The organism is Pseudomonas sp. Irchel s3f10 (assembly GCF_900187515.1).
GTDB classification, from domain to species: domain Bacteria; phylum Pseudomonadota; class Gammaproteobacteria; order Pseudomonadales; family Pseudomonadaceae; genus Aquipseudomonas; species Aquipseudomonas tensinigenes.
The window spans coordinates 407,608-425,119 of sequence record NZ_FYDZ01000003.1 but is presented as its reverse complement, the minus strand read 5'-3'; the positions used below and the strand labels follow the sequence as shown (position 1 = coordinate 425,119).

Here is a 17,512-nt window from a genome sequence, read left to right as displayed (position 1 = left end):
GTTATAACGAATCAGGAGCGGGGGGCGTAAGCGAACACGTCCGCACGCATTTGATGGGCGTCCATACCCGCTTCAACCAGAGCGTCCAGCGTGCCGTAGACCATGGCCGGCGAGCCGCTGGCGTAGACGTGCAGCGGTTTCAGATCCGGGAAGTCTTCACAGACCGCCTCGTGCAGCATGCCGCAGCGCCCTTCCCAACCGCATTGATCACTGACGACTTTGTGCAGGAACAGATTGGGCAACTTCAGCCATTCATCCCAATGTTCGATCTCATAGAAATCTTCCGGACGGCGCACGCCCCAGTACAGATGCACCGGGTGTTTGAAGCCGTTGGCGCGGCAGTGTTCGATCAGGGCGTGAATCTGGCCCATGCCGGTGCCGGCGGCAACCAGCACCAGCGGACCATCCGGCAATTCGGCCAGATGCGTGTCGCCGAACGGCAGCTCGACGCGCACCATCGCGTTGCGTTGCAGCTGTTCGATCAGGCTCAGTGCACTGGCTTCGCGCGCCAGCACATGGATTTCCAGATCACGTCCGCCATGCGGTGCAGAGGCCATGGAGAACGCCGATTTCTCGCCGTTCTCGCGCTCGATCATCAAGTACTGTCCGGCGTGATAGCGCGGTGGCTTGCCCGCCGGCGCACGCAGACGCACGCGCCAGGTATCACCACCCACATCGCGGCATTCGATGACCTGACAAGACAGGCTACGCACCGGCAGTTCTCCCAGCGCGAGCACGCCATCCCACAGCAGGACGCAGTCTTCCAGCGGCTCGGCTATGCAAGTGTAGAACTCGCCGTGGTCATGCACCTTGCCGTCCTGCGCGACACTACCTTCAACCAGCAGCGCCGCACACACATGACAATTGCCGTTGCGGCAGCTTTGCGGGCATTCGTAGCCCAAGCGCCGCGCGCCGTCGAGAATCCGCTCACCGGGCTGTATCTCAAGCACTGCTCCGGAGGGCTGCAGGGTTACACGCATCAATCTATTCCTAACTGATTCCAGATGGCATCGATCCGTTGGGTGACGGCGTCGTCCTTGACGATCACGCGGCCCCACTCGCGAGTGGTTTCGCCCGGCCACTTGTGGGTGGCATCGAGGCCCATTTTCGAACCCAGGCCGGAGATCGGCGAGGCGAAGTCGAGGTAGTCGATCGGCGTGTTATCGATCATCACCGTGTCGCGCTTGGGGTCCATGCGCGTGGTGATGGCCCAGATCACGTCGTTCCAGTCACGGGCGTTGATATCGTCGTCGGTGACGATAACGAACTTGGTGTACATGAACTGTCGCAAAAACGACCAGACACCGAGCATCACGCGCTTGGCATGCCCCGGATACGACTTCTTCATGGTCACGATGGCCATGCGGTACGAGCAGCCTTCCGGCGGCAGGTAGAAATCGGTGATCTCAGGGAATTGCTTCTGCAGGATCGGCACGAACACTTCGTTCAGCGCCACGCCGAGAATCGCCGGCTCATCCGGCGGACGGCCGGTGTAGGTGCTGTGGTAGATCGGTTTGATCCGGTGGGTGATGCGCTCGACGGTGAACACCGGGAAGCTGTCGACTTCGTTGTAGTAACCGGTGTGGTCGCCGTACGGGCCTTCATCGGCCATTTCGCCGGGGTGGATCACGCCTTCGAGGATGATTTCGGCGGTGGCCGGCACTTGCAGGTCATTGCCGCGGCACTTGACCAGTTCGGTGCGGTTACCGCGCAAGAGGCCCGCGAAAGCGTATTCGGAGAGACTGTCCGGCACTGGCGTCACGGCGCCCAGGATGGTCGCCGGATCCGCACCCAAGGCCACCGACACCGGGAACGGCTGACCCGGATGCTTCTCGCACCACTCACGGAAGTCGAGGGCGCCGCCACGATGGCTGAGCCAGCGCATGATCACCTTGTTGCGGCCGATCACTTGCTGGCGGTAGATGCCGAGGTTCTGGCGTTCTTTATTCGGGCCTTTGGTGACAGTCAGGCCCCAGGTGATCAGCGGACCGACGTCGCCGGGCCAGCAGGTCTGCACCGGCAGCATCGCGAGGTCGACGTCGTCGCCTTCAATGACCACTTCCTGGCACACCGCGTCTTTGACGACTTTCGGCGCCATCGAGATGATCTTGCGGAAGATCGGCAGTTTCGACCACGCGTCTTTCAAGCCCTTCGGTGGCTCCGGCTCCTTGAGGAAGGCCAGCAGCTTGCCGATTTCGCGCAGCTCGCTGACCGACTCGGCGCCCATGCCCATGGCCACCCGCTCAGGCGTACCGAACAGGTTGCCGAGCACCGGAATGTCATAGCCAGTCGGTTTTTCGAACAGCAGCGCCGGGCCCTTGGCCCGCAGCGTGCGGTCGCACACCTCGGTCATCTCCAGCACCGGCGAGACGGGAATCTGGATGCGTTTCAACTCTCCGCGCTGCTCAAGCTGCTGCACGAAATCCCGAAGATCCTTGAATTTCATTGACGATGGCACCCTCAAAATAGGCGTACATCCTACCTGCTCTGACGGGCAAACAGCAGCCCGTCAGGCACCGGCATCGCTCAATTGTGCCTCGTGCCCAGCAGCAGCGGTGCAAACAGCGGGCTCAGTCGGGCACTGCCGGCATCCGACAGGTGATCCTCATCCTTGTACTGCGAATGACCATTGACCTCGATACTGCAGACTCCGTTCGCACACATCAGCGGTGTTGGATCGATCACGTGAACCCCCGGATCGGCGGCGCTCATGGCGTCGAACAAGGTACTGAGGAACTGCTGTCGCGTCAGATGTTCTTCAAGCGGACGGCCCAGCCCTTCGGCCGAACGCCCGATGCGCGCCAGACTGGTCAACCGGTTGATGATGCCTTTGCGTTGTAAAGGCACTTCTTTGAACAACCAGACTTGCGCGCCCGCCGCTCTCAGCGCGGCCACTCGCGCCTTGAGTGCAACGGCCATGCGTTGCTCGGCCTGGGCAGTAGTGTCGTGGGCGTTGAGCAGTACTTTTTTATCGCCGTCTTCACGGCCGTACACATAAAGGCTCCAGTTCGAGGCCAGCACTACGTCTTTGATACCCAGGCTGCGCACACGCTCCATGGTTTGTTCGTTGAAGTCTTTGCAGCGCTGACGCGGATCATCGCTCAGAATCGGTGGGCAGGCACTCATGCTGTACAGCCACACCGGACGTCCTTCGCGGCGAGCATTGCTTTCGATAGCCGGCAGCAACGCAGCGGTGTGGCTGTCGCCCCAGAACAATTGCGTGGCCGGGACATCCTCGCGACCACCCACCAGGCATGCCTTGTCCAGCGACTTGTCCTGGGTGACCAACATGCACTTCATCTGCCCGGCGCGCCATTCCCGCGACTGTGCATATTCCAGCGCTTTGCCGGTCAGGCGTTGTGGCACACCGTCAGCTGAACGGATCGCCGAGCCCGTCGCCACCAACACGACAATCGCAGCCACAGCCCCGGCCAATATGGCGTTACGTCCGGCCAACAGGCGTTTTTCCCGAAACGGCAACTCGACATAGCGCAGGCTCAGCCACGCCAGTCCCAGCGCCATGGCCATCCAGGCGAACGCCTCGACAGGCTGAATACCGTCGATGGAAATCGCGTTGGCGTAGACAAAGACCGGCCAGTGCCACAGGTACAGCGAATAGGAGAGCAACCCGACCCAGACCAACGGCCGCAGGCTCAAGAGTTGCGCGGTCCAGCTCTGACCCTGCGCGCCCGACCAGATCAATGCCGTGGTACCCAGTACTGGCAGCAACGCCGCCCAGCCCGGAAACACCGTAGATTTGTCGAACGTAAACACCGCAAACAGCACGGCAGCCAGACCCGCGATGCCAACCGTTTGATACAACCATGGGCGCACCGCCTGCTTCGGCGCCGGCGTCACCGCGAGCATCGCGCCGCAGAGCAGCTCCCAGGCCCGGGTCGGCAGCGAGAAGAAGGTAAATTCCGGTTTGTGTTCGATATACGCGATATTCAAGCCGAACGACACCAGCAACACCGCGAACAACATCCAGCGCCAATGCCGGACATAACGGATCAGCACCGCCATCAGCAGTGGAAAGAAGATGTAGTACTGCTCTTCTACCGCCAGCGACCAGGTATGCAGCAGCGGCTTCAGATCGGAGGCCGGCTGGAAGTAGCCATCCTCACGCATGAACAGGATGTTGGAGATGAACAATGACTGATAGCGCACCGTTCGCCCAAGCTCGGAGAAGTCCTTGGCCGTCAGCAGCAGCCAGCCCAGCGCCAACGTGACCAGCATGACCACGCTCAGCGCAGGAATGATGCGACGGGCACGGCGCGCCCAGAAATCAATGAAACTGAAGCGCTGTGCGCTGATTTCACGGAACAGAATGGTGGTGATCAGGAATCCGGAAATGACGAAAAAGACGTCCACCCCGACAAATCCGCCACTGAATGTACTGAATCCGAAATGAAACAGTACGACAGGAATAACCGCCAGTGCCCGTAACCCGTCGATATCACGGCGATTGCCAAACGTGTGCATGAAAAACCTTTCTCTTTTTGGATACAGCGTCCCTGGAAAGCGCGAAAGTTATCAGCAGCGTACATTTCAATCCAGACACAAATAATCCGGCGCAAAAAAAAACGCCCCTTTCGGGGCGTTCTTTTTCAAACCGCTTACGTATTACTTGCGCTTCATCGACAAGAAGAACTCGTCGTTGGTCTTGGTCGTTTTCAGCTTGTCGACCAGGAACTCGATGGCAGCCACTTCGTCCATCGGGTGCAGCAGCTTGCGCAGAATCCACATACGCTGCAGTTCGTCGTCGGCGGTCAGCAACTCTTCGCGACGGGTGCCGGAGCGGTTGATGTTGATGGCCGGGAACACGCGCTTCTCGGCGATCTTGCGATCCAGAGGCAGTTCCATGTTGCCGGTACCCTTGAACTCTTCGTAGATCACTTCGTCCATCTTCGAGCCGGTTTCAACCAGCGCGGTGGCGATAATGGTCAGCGAGCCGCCTTCTTCGATGTTACGCGCAGCACCGAAGAAACGCTTTGGCTTCTCCAGAGCGTGGGCATCGACACCACCGGTCAATACCTTGCCGGAGCTCGGGATCACGGTGTTGTAGGCACGGGCCAGACGGGTGATGGAGTCGAGCAGGATCACCACGTCCTTCTTGTGCTCGACCAGGCGCTTGGCCTTCTCGATCACCATTTCAGCAACCTGCACGTGACGGGTCGGCGGCTCGTCGAAGGTCGAGGCAACCACTTCGCCGCGCACGGTGCGCTGCATTTCGGTCACTTCTTCCGGACGTTCGTCGATCAGCAGCACGATCAGGTGAACTTCAGGGTTGTTCCGGGCGATGTTCGCTGCAATGTTTTGCAGCATGATCGTTTTACCGGCTTTCGGCGGTGCAACGATCAGACCGCGCTGGCCTTTGCCGATCGGGGCGCACAGGTCGATTACACGACCGGTCAAGTCTTCAGTGGAACCGTTACCGGCTTCCATCTTCATGCGCACGGTCGGGAACAGCGGGGTCAGGTTCTCGAAGAGAATCTTGTTTTTCGCGTTCTCGGGACGATCGAAGTTGATCGTGTCGACCTTGAGCAGAGCGAAATACCGCTCGCCTTCCTTCGGAGGGCGGATCTTGCCAACGATGGTGTCACCGGTGCGCAAGTTGAAGCGGCGGATCTGGCTTGGCGAGACGTAGATATCGTCCGGGCCGGCCAGGTAGGAAGCGTCAGCGGAGCGCAGGAAGCCGAAGCCGTCCTGGAGAATCTCCAGCACGCCATCACCGGAGATTTCCTCGCCGCTTTTCGCGTGCTTTTTCAGCAGGGAGAAAATCACGTCCTGCTTGCGCGAACGGGCCATATTTTCTATGCCCATCTGTTCGGCCAATTCGAGCAGTTCGGTAATCGGCTTTTGCTTGAGTTCAGTCAGATTCATATAGGAATGACGTAATCATTTATGGAGGGGGGGAAATTAAGCTTTTGGCTTAATGAGGCCGCGCCGCGGAGAAGGCGACAGGATCGCGAACTAATTCGAAAAGGAGTGCGTCGGCGACGGCTAGCAGGGGGCAATGGAGAAACCAGTGCGGGGCCGAATGTACCACCTGAGTTTCGGAGCGTCTAGCCCTGAATACGCAAAAAGCCCCGCTATTTTGCGGGGCTTTTTTTCAGGCACTTTACAGCGACGCTTAGATGTTGGCGTCGAGGAAAGCAGCCAGTTGCGACTTCGACAGGGCGCCGACTTTGGTCGCTTCAACGTTGCCGTTCTTGAACAGCATCAGGGTCGGGATACCACGCACGCCGTGCTTGGCCGGGGTTTCCTGGTTCTCGTCGATGTTCAGTTTGGCAACGGTCAGCTTGCCTTTGTAAGTCTCGGCAATCTCGTCCAGAACCGGAGCGATCATTTTGCAAGGACCGCACCATTCAGCCCAGTAATCGACCAGGACAGCGCCTTCGGCCTTGAGGACGTCAACGTCGAAGCTAGCGTCGGTGACGTGTTTGATAAGATCGCTGCTCATGGAATTCTCCAGGTTGTAAGCAAAAAAACGTGGCCCATCATAGCCGCCCTTCCCCTGTTCAGGAAGCCGCAGTTGATTGAGTCTTGCTATGGCACTCGATGAGTTTGGGTATAGCTCAAGTCACGCCGTGGCGGGGGCGATGAAGGAAATTCCGGTACGCAGGGCGGCGTTGCGCACGTGTTCCTGCATGGCTTTTTGCGCCGCACCCGACGCCCGGCGCGCGAGGGCGCGGAGGATCTTGCGGTGTTCCTGCCAGGTTTCCATGGCGCGCTCGGCACGGATGAACGGTAGTTTCTGGCTTTCCAGGAACATTTCAGCGCTGGCCGTAAGGATGCTGAGCATCGCCTGATTGCCGCTGGCCAACAGAATGCGGCGATGGAACTCGAAGTCGAGTTTCGCCGCCGCGTCAAAGTCGCCGGCCTTCAACTGATCGCGCATGGCCGCGACATTGTCTTCCAGCGCATCCAGATCGAACGTGCTCAACGTCACCGCCGCCAGCCCCGCCGCAAATCCTTCCAGCGCATAGCGCAGTTGAAAGATGTCCAGTGGCGACGCCTGCGCCGCGAACGACCAGCCCGGTGCGTTTTCGCCACGCGACAATTCCACTGGCGACTGCACGAACACGCCTTTGCCCGGCTGAATACTGACCACACCCAGCGCACTCAGCGACGACAACGCCTCACGCAACGACGCCCGACTCACGCCCAATTGCAGCGCCAGATCCCGTTGCGATGGCAAAGCATCGCCCGGACCGAAACCCTGCTCGGTGATCAGTTTGCGGATCGCTTGCAGCGCCACTTCGGGTACCGCACGGGAAATCGAGTTCATGGTTTTTCAGACGCGCCAGGCCAATGTGCGGCTAGTTGTAAAGCTATTCGCCGAGTCCGGCAAGTCGTGCCCCAGCGGGGTTCGGTGCTGCGGAGCGATGCGCGATAGCGGTGCGAAAAACAACCTGACTGTTCAGACCAGTAAGACCGAACAAACCCGCTGAAACCGCGGCCTGCCACGACGAAAGCCACGTATTGGCACGGCCCATGCTCTGTCCGAACGCAGAAATCACTTCCCGCCGATCCGGAGATTGTCCATGACCAAGCGTTACAGCGCCCTCCTCGCCGCCCTGTTTTCCTCTTTGTTGCTCAGCCAGGCTCCCGCTCACGCCGACGGTCTGGACGACGTGGTCAAGCGCGGCACGCTGAAAGTCGCCGTGCCCCAGGACTTCCCGCCGTTCGGCTCGGTCGGCCCGGACATGAAACCTCGTGGTCTGGACATCGACACGGCGAAATTGCTGGCCGATCAACTCAAGGTCAAACTCGAACTGACCCCGGTCAACAGCACCAACCGCATTCCGTTCCTGACCACCGGCAAGGTCGACCTGGTGATCTCCAGCCTCGGCAAAAACCCCGAGCGCGAGAAAGTCATCGACTTCTCCCGCGCTTATGCACCGTTCTACCTCGCCGTGTTCGGCCCGCCGGACGCCGCCATCACCAGCCTCGACGACCTCAAGGGCAAGACCATCAGCGTCACCCGTGGCGCCATCGAAGACATCGAGCTGACCAAAGTCGCCCCCGAAGGCGTGACCATCAAACGCTTCGAAGACAACAACTCGACCATCGCCGCCTACCTCGCCGGCCAAGTCGACCTGATCGCCAGCGGCAACGTGGTGATGGTCGCGATCAGCGAAAAGAACCCGAAACGCGTGCCGGCGTTGAAAGTGAAGCTCAAGGATTCGCCGGTCTACGTCGGCGTGAACAAGAACGAAGCGGCGCTGCTGGCCAAGGTCAACGACATCCTGACTACCGCCAAGGCTGACGGCGCACTGGAAAAGAATTCGCAGACCTGGCTGAAAGAGCCGCTGCCGGCCGATCTCTGATCGACTGCGCGGGAGACCTTCATGGCTTATCAGTTCGATTTCATGCCTGTGGTGGAAAACACCGACCTGTTGCTGCGCGGGGCGTTGTTTACCCTTGAGCTGACGGCCATCGGCGCGTTGCTCGGGGTCAGCGTCGGGATTGTCGGGGCGCTGGTGCGAGCGTGGAACATCCGCCCGTTCTCGGCGATCTTCGGCGTCTACGTCGAGTTGATCCGCAACACGCCGTTTCTGGTGCAGTTGTTCTTTATCTTCTTCGGTTTGCCGTCGCTAGGCGTGCAGATTTCCGAATGGCAGGCGGCGGTGCTGGCGATGGTGATCAACCTCGGCGCCTATTCGACCGAGATCATTCGCGCCGGCATTCAGGCGATTCCTCGCGGGCAACTGGAAGCCGCAGCGGCGCTGGCGATGACGCGCTTCGAGGCGTTTCGCCATGTGGTGCTGCTGCCGGCACTGGGCAAGGTCTGGCCGGCGCTGAGCAGCCAGATCATCATCGTCATGCTCGGCTCGGCGGTGTGTTCGCAGATCGCCACCGAAGAGTTGAGTTTTGCCGCCAACTTCATTCAGTCGCGCAACTTCCGCGCTTTTGAAACCTATGCGCTGACCACGCTGATCTATCTGTGCATGGCGCTGCTGATCCGCCAACTGCTCAACTGGATCGGTCGCCGCTACATCAGCAGGAGCCGCGCATGAGCGATTTCACCTTCTGGGACATCCTGCGCAACCTGCTCGTCGGCCTGCAATGGACGCTGGCGCTGTCGCTGGTGGCGTTTGTTGGCGGCGGGATCGTCGGGCTGCTGATCCTGATCATGCGCATCTCGAAAAACTCTCTGCCAAGCAGCATCGCCCGCACCTGGATTGAGCTGTTCCAAGGCACGCCACTGTTGATGCAGCTGTTTCTGGTGTTCTTCGGCGTGGCGCTGGCCGGGATCGAAATCTCGCCGTGGATGGCCGCAGCGATTGCCCTGACCTTGTTTACCAGCGCTTATCTGGCGGAGATCTGGCGCGGCTGCGTCGAGTCGATCTCCAATGGCCAGTGGGAAGCCTCGGCGAGTCTGGCGCTCAATCCGCTGGAGCAGCTGCGCTACGTGATCCTGCCGCAAGCGCTGCGCATTGCCGTGGCGCCGACCGTGGGTTTCTCGGTGCAAGTGGTCAAAGGCACCGCCGTGACCTCGATCATCGGCTTCACCGAACTGACCAAGACCGGCGGCATGCTCGCCAACGCCACGTTTGAACCGTTCATGGTCTACGGCCTCGTCGCCCTCGGCTACTTCCTGCTCTGCTACCCCTTGTCGCTCAGTGCGCGTTACCTGGAAAGGAGACTGCATGCCTCTGCTTAGAATTTCCGCCCTGCATAAATACTACGGCGATCACCACGTGCTCAAAGGCATCGACCTCAGCGTCGAAGAAGGCCAGGTCGTGGCAATCATCGGCCGCAGCGGCTCGGGCAAATCCACCCTGCTGCGCACGCTCAATGGCCTGGAATCGATCAATGACGGCGTGATCGAGGTCGATGGCGAATACCTCGACGCTGCCCGCGCCGATCTGCGCAGCCTGCGGCAGAAGGTCGGCATGGTCTTTCAGCAGTTCAACCTGTTCCCGCACCTGACCGTGGGCGAAAACGTCATGCTCGCGCCGCAGGTGGTGCAGAAAGTGCCGAAAGCCAAAGCATCGGAACTGGCGCGCGAAATGCTCGAACGGGTTGGTCTCGGAGAAAAGTTTGATGCTTTCCCGGATCGGTTGTCCGGTGGTCAGCAGCAGCGTGTGGCGATTGCCCGGGCGCTGGCGATGTCGCCGAAGGTTTTGCTCTGCGACGAGATCACCTCGGCGCTCGACCCGGAACTGGTCAATGAAGTGCTCAGCGTGGTGCGGCAACTGGCCAAGGAAGGCATGACATTGATCATGGTCACTCACGAAATGCGCTTCGCCCGCGAGGTCGGGGATAAATTGGTGTTCATGCACCATGGCAAGGTGCATGAAGTGGGGGATCCGAAGGTGTTGTTTGCCAATCCGCAGACGGCGGAGCTGGCGAACTTTATTGGCACGGTGGAAGCGACAGCCTGAAATTGCCGTAGTGATGCGGCGGACGCCTTCGCGAGCAGGCTCGCTCCCACAGGGGATGCGCATTCCAATGTGGGAGCGAGCCTGCTCGCGAATGGCCACGCCGCGATCTCCAGACTTTCTGCGCTGAATCAACGGTTTGAACCATGCGCGTTGGCGCCAGCGTTTGATCGTGGCACGATGACGGGGTTATCGACCGAGACCCCCTGACCATGCCGCAATCCCAAGCCAAGAATCTGTCCCTGATCGCCGCAATCGACCTGGGCTCGAACAGCTTTCACATGGTCGTGGCCAAGGCCCAGAACGGCGAAATCCGCATTCTCGAGCGCCTCGGCGAGAAGGTTCAACTGGCTGCCGGCATCGACGATGAGCGCAAGCTCAACGAAGAATCGATGCAGCGTGGCCTCGATTGCCTCAAGCGCTTTGCCCAACTGATCAACGGTATGCCGCTCGGCGCCGTGCGCATCGTTGGCACCAACGCCCTGCGTGAAGCGCGCAACCGCCTCGAATTCATCCACCGCGCCGAAGAAATCCTCGGCCACCCGGTGGAAGTGATTTCCGGCCGTGAAGAAGCGCGTCTGATCTATCTGGGCGTATCGCACACCCTCGCTGACACCCCGGGCAAACGTCTGGTCGCCGACATCGGCGGCGGCAGTACCGAGTTCATCATCGGCCAGCGCTTCGAGCCGCTGCTGCGCGAAAGCCTGCAAATGGGCTGCGTCAGCTTCACCCAGCGCTACTTCAAGGACGGCAAAATCACCCCGGCCCGCTACGCCCAGGCATACACCGCGGCGCGGCTGGAGATCATGAGCATCGAACACGCCCTGCATCGCCTGACCTGGGATGAAGCCATTGGCTCCTCGGGCACCATCCGCGCCATCGGTCTGGCGCTGAAGGCCGGCGGTCACGGCACCGGCGAAGTGAACGCCGAAGGCCTGGCCTGGCTCAAGCGTCGCCTGTTCAAGCTCGGTGACGTCGACAAGATCGATTTTGAAGGCATCAAGCCGGATCGCCGGACTATTTTCCCGGCGGGTCTGGCGATTCTCGAAGCGATTTTCGACGCCCTCGAATTGCAACGCATGGATCACTGCGACGGCGCGCTGCGTGAAGGCGTGCTCTACGACCTGCTCGGCCGCCATCATCACGAAGACGTACGCGAACGTACGTTAACTTCGCTGATGGAGCGTTACCACGTCGACCTGGAACAGGCGGCGCGGGTGGAGCGCAAAGCCTTGCACGCATTTGATCAGGTGGCGGCGGACTGGGAGCTGGATGACGGTATCTGGCGCGAACTCCTTGGCTGGGCGGCGAAAGTGCACGAAGTCGGCCTCGACATCGCGCACTATCACTACCACAAACACGGCGCCTACCTGATCGAGCACTCGGACCTCGCCGGCTTCTCCCGCGAAGACCAACAGATGCTCGCGCTATTGGTGCGCGGCCACCGCCGTAACATCCCCAAGGACAAGTTTGCCGATTTCGGTGACGACGGCGACAAGCTGATTCGCCTGTGCGTGCTGCTGCGCTTTGCGATCCTGTTCCATCACATTCGTGGCACGCAGGCGATGCCGCAGGTGGTGTTGCACGCCAAGGGCAACACCCTGGATGTGGAATTCCCGGAGAACTGGCTGGATGAGAATCAGCTGACTCAGGCGGATTTCGGGCTTGAGGCGGATTGGCTGACGCGGGTGGGCATCGTTCTTACCGTTCACTGAGTTAAATCTCAGGTGCAATAAAGGCGATCCTTCTGGATCGCCTTTTTTATAGGGTTCGACTTGAGAGCGGAGGTGAACCTTCCCCTCACCCCAGCCCTCTCCCGAGGGAGAGGGAGCCGATTTGTGGGCTTTTCAAATCCTGAGTTCGACTCGGTACTGCAAGTCGGCGTACCCCTGACATCCACCTCGGTCAGTCCCCTCTCCCTCCGGGAGAGGGTTAGGGTGAGGGGCTTTTGACCTTCAAGGCCTCAGCTGCTCACCGGCAATATCGGGCTACCCAACCGCTCCAGCAACGTCGCCTGCGCACTCCTCGGGTTCTGGTTACCGGTCGGCGTGTTGCGAATGTAACGGCCATCCGACTGCAAGCTCCAGCTATGAGTGTTGTCAGTCAAATACAACTCCAGCTCTTTCTTCACCCGGGTCAGCAGCTTCTTGCCTTCCACCGGGAAGCAAGTCTCGACGCGCTTGTCGAGGTTGCGCTCCATCCAGTCGGCGCTGGAGAGGAACATCTGCTCGTCGCCGCCATTGAGGAAGTAGAACACTCGGGTGTGTTCGAGGAAGCGGCCAATGATCGAGCGCACATGGATGTTGTGCGAAACCCCGGCAATCCCCGGACGCAGACAGCACATGCCGCGCACCACCAGGTCGATGCGCACGCCGGACTGGCTGGCCTTGTACAGCGCGCGGATGATCTTCGGATCAGTCAGCGAGTTGAACTTGGCGATGATGTGCGCCGGCTTGCCTTCAACAGCGAACTGGGTCTCGCGGGCAATCATGTCGAGCATGCCCTTCTTCAGGGTAAACGGCGCATGCAGCAACTTCTTCATGCGCAGGGTTTTACCCATGCCGATCAACTGACTGAACAGTTTGCCGACGTCTTCGCACAAGGCGTCGTCGGAGGTCAGCAGGCTGTAGTCGGTGTAAAGCTTGGCGTTGCCGGCGTGGTAGTTACCGGTGCCGAGGTGCGCGTAACGGACGATTTCGCCGGCCTCACGACGCAGGATCAGCATCATCTTGGCGTGGGTCTTGAAGCCGACCACGCCGTAGATCACCACCGCACCGGCCGCTTGCAGACGACTGGCGAGTTGCAGGTTGGATTCTTCGTCAAAACGCGCACGCAGTTCGATGACCGCCGTCACTTCCTTGCCGTTACGCGCGGCATCCACCAGCGCGTCGACGATCTCGGAGTTGGCGCCGGAGCGATACAGGGTCTGACGCACAGCGAGAACGTGCGGGTCTTTCGCCGCCTGACGCAGCAGGTCGACCACCGGGGTGAACGACTCGAACGGGTGCAGCAAGAGAATGTCCTGCTTGCTGACCACGCTGAAGATGTTTTCGCTGTTCTGCAGCAGTTTCGGGATCTGCGGGGTGAACGGCGTGTATTGCAGCTCCGGATGGCTGTCCAGACCGGTGATGCTGAACAGCCGCGTCAGGTTGACCGGGCCGTTGACCTGATACAGCTCGCTCTCGCTCAGGTTGAACTGCTTGAGCAGGTAGTCCGAAAGATGTTTCGGGCAAGTGTCGGCGACTTCCAGACGTACCGCATCGCCGTAGCGGCGCGAGAACAACTCGCCACGCAGGGCGCGGGCCAGGTCTTCGACGTCTTCGGAGTCGAGCGCCAGGTCGGCGTTTCGGGTCAGACGGAACTGGTAGCAGCCTTTTACCTTCATGCCCTGGAACAGGTCATCGGCGTGGGCGTGGATCATCGACGACAGGAATACATAGTTGTCGCCGGGGCCGCCGACTTCTTCCGGCACCTTGATGATCCGTGGCAGCAAGCGCGGCGCCGGGATGATCGCCAGACCGGAGTCGCGACCAAAGGCATCGATGCCTTCCAGCTCGACGATGAAGTTCAGGCTCTTGTTCACCAGCAACGGGAACGGGTGCGTCGGGTCGAGGCCGATCGGGGTGATGATCGGTGCGATCTCGTCACGGAAATAGCGGCGCACCCAGGTTTTGATCTTGACCGTCCAGTGGCGGCGACGGATGAAGCGCACTTGGTGCTTTTCCAGCTCCGGCAACAGAATGTCGTTGAGGATCGCGTACTGACGGTCAACGTGACCATGGACCAGCTCGCTGATCCGCGCCAGCGCCTGATGCGGTTGCAAGCCATCAGCTCCGGCCTGCTCACGGGCGAAGGTGATCTGCTTCTTCAGACCGGCGACGCGAATTTCAAAGAATTCGTCAAGGTTGCTGGAGAAGATCAGCAGGAACTTCAAGCGTTCCAGCAACGGATAGGACTCGTCCAGCGCCTGTTCCAGCACGCGGATATTGAATTGCAGTTGCGAAAGCTCACGGTGGATGTACAGGCTGCTGTCATCCAGGCCCGGTATCGCAATCACTGGCGCCGCCGCGACAGGTTCGGTGGCTGGCGCGGGTGGCGCAGGCTCCAGTTCCGGCGGGGTCTCGGTGATTTGCTCGACCACCGGTTGAGCTTCTTTTACTGCAACTTCCGTGAGTCCTTCGGTATTCATTGAATGTTCCTGGGAGGGCTATTTCTGCTCTCGTAACAATTGAGCGGCGCGGACAGCAAAGTAAGTCAGGATGCCATCAGCGCCGGCACGTTTAAAGGCGGTCAGTGATTCGAGAATCACCGCCTCGCTCAACCAGCCATTCTGGATCGCCGCCATGTGCATGGCGTATTCGCCGCTAACCTGATAGACGAAGGTCGGCACTTTGAAGGCATCTTTTACCCGGAAAAGAATGTCCAGATAGGGCATGCCCGGTTTGACCATGACCATGTCCGCGCCTTCAGACAAGTCCGCACCGACTTCGTGCAGCGCTTCGTCGCTATTGGCCGGGTCCATCTGATAAGAGGCCTTGTTGGCCTTGCCAAGGTTCGACGCCGAACCGACAGCATCGCGGAACGGGCCGTAATAGGCGCTGGCGTACTTGGCCGAGTAGGCCATGATCCGCACATTGACGTGGCCGGCGATTTCCAGCGCTTCGCGGATCGCCTGAATGCGACCGTCCATCATGTCCGACGGCGCAACGACCTGCGCACCGGCTACGGCATGGGACAAGGCCTGACGCACCAGTGCGTCGACGGTGATGTCGTTCTGTACGTAGCCTTCTTCGTCGAGAATGCCGTCCTGGCCGTGAGTGGTGAACGGATCAAGTGCGACATCGGTGATCACCCCCAGCTCCGGGAAGCGTTCACGCAGGGCGCGGGTGGCGCGCTGGGCGATGCCTTGAGGATTCCAGGCTTCAGAAGCATCGAGGGATTTCAATTCAGGTGGAGTGACCGGGAACAGCGCCAGCGCCGGAATCCCCAGCTCGACCCACTTCGCCGCTTCTTCCAGCAGCAAGTCGATAGTCAGCCGCTCTACCCCAGGCATCGAAGCCACGGCTTCGCGGCGGTTTTCACCGTCAAGCACGAACACCGGCAGGATCAGGTCATCGACCGTCAGCACATTTTCCCGCACCAGCCGACGCGAAAAATCATCACGACGATTGCGGCGCAGGCGTGTGGCAGGGAACAGACGATTGGCAGGGGTAAAGCTCACGGCGGACTCCTGAGCCCGCGCAAACGGGCGAGCGTGACAGTTATAGACGGCCATTATGACGAACAGATGACAGTTATGTGTGCCCCGTGACATGTAGCCGCATTCCATTGTCAGTGTAGGAATTGTTCACGTCGAGACACATTTGGACACTTTCATGAATGTGTCCGAAGGGTTAGGCTGCGCGTTCATTTCGCCAGCACCCAGACAATGCTCCAACAATTTCTGCATGACTTTGGCTACTTTGCCTTGTTCCTCGGCACGTTTTTCGAAGGCGAAACCATTCTGGTGCTCGCGGGCTTCCTCGCGTTCCGTGGATACATGGACATCAATATGGTGGTGGTCGTGGCGTTCTTCGGCAGCTATGCCGGTGATCAGCTGTGGTATTTCCTGGGGCGCAAGCACGGACGCAAATTGCTCGCGCGCAAACCGCGCTGGCAGATGATGGGCGACCGCGCGCTGGAGCACATTCGCAAGCATCCGGACATCTGGGTTCTGAGCTTCCGCTTCGTCTATGGCTTGCGCACAGTGATGCCAGTGGCGATCGGTCTGTCGGGTTATCCGCCGGGGCGTTATCTGCTGCTCAACGGCATCGGTGCAGCGATCTGGGCGACCGCGCTGGCCGCTGCGGCTTACCACTTCGGGGCGGTGCTGGAAGGCATGCTCGGCAGTATCAAGAAGTACGAGCTGTGGGTGTTGGGTGCATTTCTGGTGCTGGGCGTTGGCTTGTGGCTGCGCCGTCGTTTCAAGAATGCCCGTCTCGCCAGGCAGGTCTACGCCGACGAGCAAGCCGCAAAAGCTGCACTGCTGAATCAAGCCGAAGTGACCAAACCTGCCGAACCGAAGACGCCAGCCGAGTAACTCGCTGGCGACTGGCGTACAGCCCTGTGCACAGCGCGGGCTGGCCGCCTCTTTCAGTCATTTATCCCCCTCTGCGCTCGCGAACTTCCGTTCGTCAGCGGCGTTCTCACGCCAAAAATCACCCGTTCATCACGCAACAGACTTGCCAAATAATGAACACCCCGCCGTTGTTGCGATCCATGTAGAAAGCGCTCCATGCAGGTGCAGCCGCGACTTGGGCCTATGGCAACGCGCGACAATTTAGTGGACATTTAGCGCCATGAATCTGGAGAGAAACCCATGAGCAAAAAAGTTGCAGTGATCCTGTCCGGCAGTGGCGTGTACGACGGCGCCGAGATCCATGAAAGCGTGATCACCCTGCTGCGTCTCGACCAACGCGGCGCGCAGGTGCAGTGCTTCGCCCCGAACATCGCGCAATTGCATGTGATCAACCACCTGACCGGCGAAGAAATGCCCGAGTCGCGCAACGTCCTGGTGGAATCGGCGCGGATTGCCCGCGGCAACATCAAGGACATCCGCGAGGCCGACGTCGACGACTTCGATGCGCTGATCGTGCCCGGGGGTTTTGGTGCGGCGAAGAACCTTTCGAACTTTGCCGTTGAAGGCGCAGGCTGCAGCGTGCAGCCTGAGGTGCTGGCCTTGGCCGAGGCGTTCGCCGAAGCCGGCAAACCCGTTGGCCTCATGTGCATTTCCCCGGCGCTGGCGGCGAAGATCTATGGCCCAGGCGTGACTTGTACCATCGGCAACGACGCCGACACGGCCACGGCAATGAACAAGATGGGCGCCACCCACGAAGACTGTGCGGTGACGGAGATTATCGAAGACAAGGCGCGCAAACTGGTGACGACCCCGGCTTACATGCTGGCGCAGAACATCAGTGAAGCGGCGTCGGGGATCAATAAACTGGTCGACCGCGTCCTCGAACTGACCCACGAAAACGACGCCTGACACGGTCTACTGTAGGAGTGAGCCTGCTCGCGATGGCGGTGTATCAGGCGGCACATATCTGTTGAATGACCGACCGCTATCGCGAGCAGGCTCA

Annotated in this window: 15 protein-coding genes; 7 read left to right on the top strand and 8 right to left on the bottom strand. The window is 60.0% G+C overall.

Translation table 11 applies throughout. From position 1 onward, the window contains the following. Positions 1-11 precede the first annotated feature (11 nt). From CKW17_RS11100 to CKW17_RS11075, 6 genes are all read right to left on the bottom strand, one after another. Positions 12-980 carry a CDP-6-deoxy-delta-3,4-glucoseen reductase gene (locus tag CKW17_RS11100; RefSeq protein WP_095119865.1) on the bottom strand — a complete coding sequence of 323 codons (969 nt, stop codon included), beginning with the start codon at positions 978-980 and terminating at the stop codon, positions 12-14. Then, positions 980-2,446 (bottom strand): 4-hydroxy-3-polyprenylbenzoate decarboxylase, encoded by a 1,467-nt coding sequence (gene ubiD, locus CKW17_RS11095; RefSeq protein ID WP_008081413.1) that lies wholly within the window; start codon positions 2,444-2,446, stop codon positions 980-982. The genes CKW17_RS11100 and ubiD overlap by 1 nt, the downstream gene beginning before the upstream one ends. Positions 2,447-2,526: 80 nt before the next feature. Next, positions 2,527-4,482: an acyltransferase family protein gene (locus CKW17_RS11090; RefSeq protein ID WP_095119864.1), complete on the bottom strand. Its 1,956-nt coding sequence runs from the start codon at positions 4,480-4,482 to the stop codon at positions 2,527-2,529. Between the two features lie 141 nt (positions 4,483-4,623). Then, positions 4,624-5,883, bottom strand: coding sequence for a transcription termination factor Rho (rho, locus tag CKW17_RS11085; RefSeq protein WP_003229334.1), 1,260 nt, complete (start codon positions 5,881-5,883; stop codon positions 4,624-4,626). A gap of 250 nt (positions 5,884-6,133) precedes the next feature. Continuing rightward, positions 6,134-6,463: a thioredoxin TrxA gene (gene trxA, locus CKW17_RS11080; protein WP_008150340.1), complete on the bottom strand. Its 330-nt coding sequence runs from the start codon at positions 6,461-6,463 to the stop codon at positions 6,134-6,136. A 120-nt stretch (positions 6,464-6,583) separates the two neighbouring features. Then, a complete protein-coding gene (locus CKW17_RS11075; RefSeq protein WP_095119863.1) occupies positions 6,584-7,291 on the bottom strand; it encodes a FadR/GntR family transcriptional regulator in 708 nt (235 codons plus the stop codon). 256 nt (positions 7,292-7,547) lie between these two features. Between CKW17_RS11075 and CKW17_RS11070 the strand changes: the two genes are divergently transcribed. The 5 genes from CKW17_RS11070 (at position 7,548) to ppx (ending at position 12,106) form a co-directional block, all read left to right on the top strand. Continuing rightward, positions 7,548-8,333, top strand: a complete 786-nt coding sequence (locus tag CKW17_RS11070) for a transporter substrate-binding domain-containing protein (protein ID WP_095119862.1) — start codon at positions 7,548-7,550, stop codon at positions 8,331-8,333. A gap of 21 nt (positions 8,334-8,354) precedes the next feature. After that, positions 8,355-9,023, top strand: coding sequence for an amino acid ABC transporter permease (locus tag CKW17_RS11065; RefSeq protein ID WP_016985906.1), 669 nt, complete (start codon positions 8,355-8,357; stop codon positions 9,021-9,023). Further along, positions 9,020-9,670, top strand: coding sequence for an amino acid ABC transporter permease (locus CKW17_RS11060; protein ID WP_095119861.1), 651 nt, complete (start codon positions 9,020-9,022; stop codon positions 9,668-9,670). Before CKW17_RS11065 ends, CKW17_RS11060 begins: the two co-directional genes overlap by 4 nt. Next, positions 9,657-10,394 carry an amino acid ABC transporter ATP-binding protein gene (locus CKW17_RS11055; RefSeq protein ID WP_095119860.1) on the top strand — a complete coding sequence of 246 codons (738 nt, stop codon included), beginning with the start codon at positions 9,657-9,659 and terminating at the stop codon, positions 10,392-10,394. The genes CKW17_RS11060 and CKW17_RS11055 overlap by 14 nt, the downstream gene beginning before the upstream one ends. 209 nt (positions 10,395-10,603) lie before the next feature. Next, positions 10,604-12,106, top strand: coding sequence for an exopolyphosphatase (gene ppx / locus CKW17_RS11050; protein ID WP_038359076.1), 1,503 nt, complete (start codon positions 10,604-10,606; stop codon positions 12,104-12,106). Positions 12,107-12,354: 248 nt separating this feature from the next. On the opposite strand, the gene ppk1 is transcribed toward ppx, so the two are convergent. Together ppk1 and hemB are read right to left on the bottom strand one after the other, a co-directional pair. Beyond that, a complete protein-coding gene (ppk1, locus tag CKW17_RS11045) occupies positions 12,355-14,580 on the bottom strand; it encodes a polyphosphate kinase 1 (RefSeq protein ID WP_095119859.1) in 2,226 nt (741 codons plus the stop codon). A gap of 18 nt (positions 14,581-14,598) precedes the next feature. Continuing rightward, entirely contained in the window at positions 14,599-15,612 is a 1,014-nt protein-coding gene (gene hemB / locus CKW17_RS11040; RefSeq protein ID WP_095119858.1) for a porphobilinogen synthase, read from the bottom strand. A 207-nt stretch (positions 15,613-15,819) separates the two neighbouring features. On the opposite strand from hemB, the gene CKW17_RS11035 reads away from it, so the two are divergent. After that, complete coding sequence (locus CKW17_RS11035; protein ID WP_095119857.1) at positions 15,820-16,470, top strand: DedA family protein; 651 nt, start codon at positions 15,820-15,822, stop codon at positions 16,468-16,470. A 279-nt stretch (positions 16,471-16,749) separates the two neighbouring features. After that, the gene (elbB, locus tag CKW17_RS11030) at positions 16,750-17,418 is read left to right on the top strand and encodes an isoprenoid biosynthesis glyoxalase ElbB (RefSeq protein WP_038359087.1); all 669 of its coding nucleotides are present in this window, start codon (positions 16,750-16,752) and stop codon (positions 17,416-17,418) included. Positions 17,419-17,512: the final 94 nt, after the last annotated feature.